This is a genomic window from Halapricum sp. CBA1109 (assembly GCF_009741825.1).
Classification (GTDB): domain Archaea; phylum Halobacteriota; class Halobacteria; order Halobacteriales; family Haloarculaceae; genus Halapricum.
Genome location: NZ_WPCA01000203.1, coordinates 1 through 3,607, shown reverse-complemented (window position 1 = coordinate 3,607; position 3,607 = coordinate 1). Strand labels below are relative to the sequence as shown.

The window sequence follows — 3,607 nt, the reverse complement described above, 5'->3', positions numbered from 1 at the left end:
AGCACGACACGCCGGTGTGACCGGAGGCACCTCCGCCTTGCGACAGACGATATGACCGACGATGGGTGCCATCGTATGACAGACCGTCCAAGACTCCGGGCGGCCGCAGTCCGGCGATTAGCCGAATTCGGGCGTCTGACTGTTGTCTGACGCCGTTTAATGGGGGAGCAGTACGTGTGTAAGCGTATGGCAACCCGGCACGGCGACATCGAGCGGATCAGGTCCGTGGTCGAGTCGGTCGACGCCGAGGAGCCGTTGACGGCCCGCGAGATACTGACTCTCCTCGAAGATCACGGTATCGAGTACGACAGCGCCCACCGCGTCGCCACGGTACTGGGCCGTCACGCCGAGACGGGCGCGGTCGAGGTCATCCGCGACCAGCCCTACCGCTACCGGTTCCCGACGGCGAACAACTGACGGACCGACCGCTCGGCCACCCGCGCGACCCCGGCCGGAAATCAGCGGGTTTTTGGGTCGTTTGGCGGTAGCAGTGTCTATGAGCCACGAGGAGTTTCCGACCGAGGAGCCAGCGGTGGTGACCTGCGGGCTACCGTACGCCAACGGCGACCTGCACATCGGCCACCTCCGGACGTACGTCGGCGGCGACGTGTTCAGCCGTGCCCTAGAGACTATCGGCCAGCAGACGGCCTTTGTCTCCGGGTCGGACATGCACGGGACGCCCATCGCCGTCCAAGCCATCGAGGACGGCGTCGACCCCGAAGAGTTCGCCTTGGAGTGGCACGAGCAGTACGAGGAGACGTTCCCGAAGTTCGCCGTCGAGTTCGACAACTTCGGCCACACGCACGACGACACCAACCGCGAACTCACATACGAAATCGTCGAGGCCCTCGAAGCGGAGGGGTACGTCCACGAGGAGGAGATCAAGGTCGCGTGGGACCCCACCGAGAAACAGCCGTTGCCCGACCGCTACGTCACGGGGACCTGTCCGTACTGCGGCGAGACGGCCCGCGGCGACGAGTGTGACGAGGGCTGTGGCCGCCATCTCGAACCGGGCGAGATAGAGGACCCCGTCTCGACCATCACCGGCAACCCCGCCGAGTACCGCGACCGCACCCACAAGTTCTTCGAGGTGTCGGAACTCGCCGACTACCTCTCGGGCTTTCTGGACCGACTGGAGGGGACGAGCAACGCTACCAACCAGCCCCGCCAGTGGATCGAGGACGGCCTGCAGGACTGGTGTATCACTCGCGATCTCGACTGGGGATTCGACTACCCCGGGAGCGACGACCTCGTGCTGTACGTCTGGGTCGACGCGCCCATCGAGTACGTCGCCTCGACCAAGCAGTACAGCGAGCGCGTCGGCGCCGACACCTACGACTGGGAAGACGTCTGGAAGGCCGACTCGACGCCCGCCGACGACTCCGAACCCGCCAGCGGCGGCGGCGAGATAGTCCACATCATCGGTCGGGACATCATCCAGCACCACACCATCTTCTGGCCGGCGATGCTGCGGGTCGCGGGCTACGCCGAACCGCGGTCGGTGATGGCGAGCGGCTTTATGACGCTGAACGGGAAGGGCTTCTCCACGTCCCGCAACCGTGCGGTCTGGGCGCGGGAGTATCTGGAGGAGGGCTTCCACGAGGACCTGCTCCGGTACTACCTCGCCACGAACGGTGGCTTCCAGCAGGACGTCGACTTCTCGTGGTCGAAGTTCCGCGAGCGCGTCAACGGCGAGTTGGTCGGGACCGTCGGGAACTTCGCCTACCGGTCGCTACTCTTTGCCTACCGGAACTTCGAGGGGACGCCAGAGACCGACGTCTCCGAGGAGGTCGAGGAGCGCATCGCCGAGGCCGTCGAAGAGTATCGGGCGGCGCTCAACGACTACTCCATCCGCGAGGCCGGGCAGGCCGCGGTCGACCTCGCCGGTTTCGGCAACGAGTACATCCAGACCAACGAACCGTGGAACCTCACCGACGACGACCCCGACCGGGCGGCCGTCGTCATCCGCGACTGCGTTCAGATAGCGAAGGCCCTCGCCGTCCTGTTCGAGCCGTTCACCCCCGGGAAGGCACAGGACCTGTGGGAGCAACTCGGCGAGGACGGCAGCGTCCACGACGCGACCATCGACGCCGTCCACGAGTCCCCGCCCGGTGCCTTCGACGAACCCGAGGAACTGTTCGAGAAGATCGAGGAAGACCGCGTCGCGGAACTGAACGAGAAACTGCAGGAACGTGTCGCTGAGGCGACCGACGACGAGAGTGACGCCGAGGAGGGCGACAGCCCTGACCTCGAACCGCTGGCCGAGGAACGCATCGGGTTCGAGCAGTTCCAGGACGTGGATATGCGAGTCGGGCGCATCGAGAGCGCCGAGGTCATCGAGGACTCGGACGACCTGCTGAAACTGACCGTCGACATCGGCATCGAGACCCGGCAGGTCGTCGCCGGTCTGCAGGGGCTCCACGATGTCGCGGACCTCCCCGGAACGCGGGTCGTCCTGCTGGCGAACATGGAGAAAGCGACCATCTTCGGCATCGAGTCCAACGGGATGGTGCTGGCCGCCGGCGAGGACGCGGACCTGCTGACGACCCACGCCGACGCGCCGGTGGGGACGAAGATCAAGTGACGCGCTCGTAGCGAGCGCTTTTGTGCGTGAGTCGACTACGAGTAGGTATGACCGAGGAGTCGACGGACGACGACGCGGCGACCGGTGACGGCACGCCACCCGTCGAGACGAGCGACGATGGGGAGTGGCGGTCGGTCGCGACCAGCAATCGGGCGAGGACCGCGAGTGGGACGACCCGCCGGGGGTCGACCTGTCGCCGGACGACCCCGAGGACGACCAGAGCGCCGTCGGCGGCAACGTCTTCGGGTCGGCGACGGGCGACACGGACACGCTCGAACCCGGGACGCTGAACCCCGAGAACGTCGCCTTCGTCCTCTTGGGCGTCGTCCTCGCCGCCTTCGTCTTCTATCAGTTCTTCCTGTTGGTCGGCTGAGGCCACGACTCGGCCACGCGCTGGTAGAGCCGTTTACACCGGTCTACTACCGACAGCGAGACGCTCTCGGTCGCGGTGTGTGCCTCTCCCGGTTCGGCCGCGCCACAGACGACACAGGTCGTCCCGGCGCGGGCCGCCAGCCACCCCGCGTCCGTCGCGTGGGGCTTGACGACCTGTTCGGCGGTCCCGTCTTGGGCCGCGTCGGCGGCCGCCGTGACCGCCTCCGCGAACGCCGGGTCCTCACAGGCCATCGGCGGGAGGTCCTGCTCGACGGTCACGGAGACGCCGTCGACGGCTTCGACCCCCTCGAACGGCGCTCGCTCGCCGGGGACCGTCCGCTCGTCGACGGTGACGGTACAGGACTCCGGGACGACGTTCCAGGCCGACCCGCCGTCTATCTCCGTGACGACGACCGATCCGTCGAGGTCAGTCCCGAGGACGGTCGTCGAGGGGGCCGGGAGCTCACGGATCCGCTGGACGGCGTCGCTGGCGTGGTAGATGGCGTTGTCGCCCGCCGCGGGTTCGCTGGCGTGGGCCGCGGCCCCCGAAGCGGTGACGGTCACCGCGCGGCGGCCCTTGTGGGCGACGGCGACGTCCGTGACGCCGGACGCGGAGTAGCCCGTCGACCCCTCGCCGACGACGGCGTAGTC

General features: G+C 67.5%; 4 protein-coding genes. 3 read left to right on the top strand and 1 reads right to left on the bottom strand.

All coding sequences use genetic code 11. From position 1 onward, the window contains the following. Positions 1-186 precede the first annotated feature (186 nt). From GJ629_RS15035 to GJ629_RS15025, 3 genes are all read left to right on the top strand, one after another. Entirely contained in the window at positions 187-417 is a 231-nt protein-coding gene (locus GJ629_RS15035; RefSeq protein ID WP_157513743.1) for a hypothetical protein, read from the top strand. A 79-nt stretch (positions 418-496) separates the two neighbouring features. Then, positions 497-2,584 (top strand): methionine--tRNA ligase, encoded by a 2,088-nt coding sequence (metG, locus tag GJ629_RS15030; protein ID WP_157513742.1) that lies wholly within the window; start codon positions 497-499, stop codon positions 2,582-2,584. Positions 2,585-2,708: 124 nt separating this feature from the next. Then, the gene (locus tag GJ629_RS15025; protein ID WP_157513741.1) at positions 2,709-2,957 is read left to right on the top strand and encodes a hypothetical protein; all 249 of its coding nucleotides are present in this window, start codon (positions 2,709-2,711) and stop codon (positions 2,955-2,957) included. On the opposite strand, the gene GJ629_RS15020 is transcribed toward GJ629_RS15025, so the two are convergent. Further along, the coding region (locus GJ629_RS15020; protein WP_157513740.1) for a M20/M25/M40 family metallo-hydrolase at positions 2,933-3,607 on the bottom strand (675 nt) is incomplete at its 5' end. The two genes, GJ629_RS15025 and GJ629_RS15020, sit on opposite strands and share 25 nt — an antisense overlap.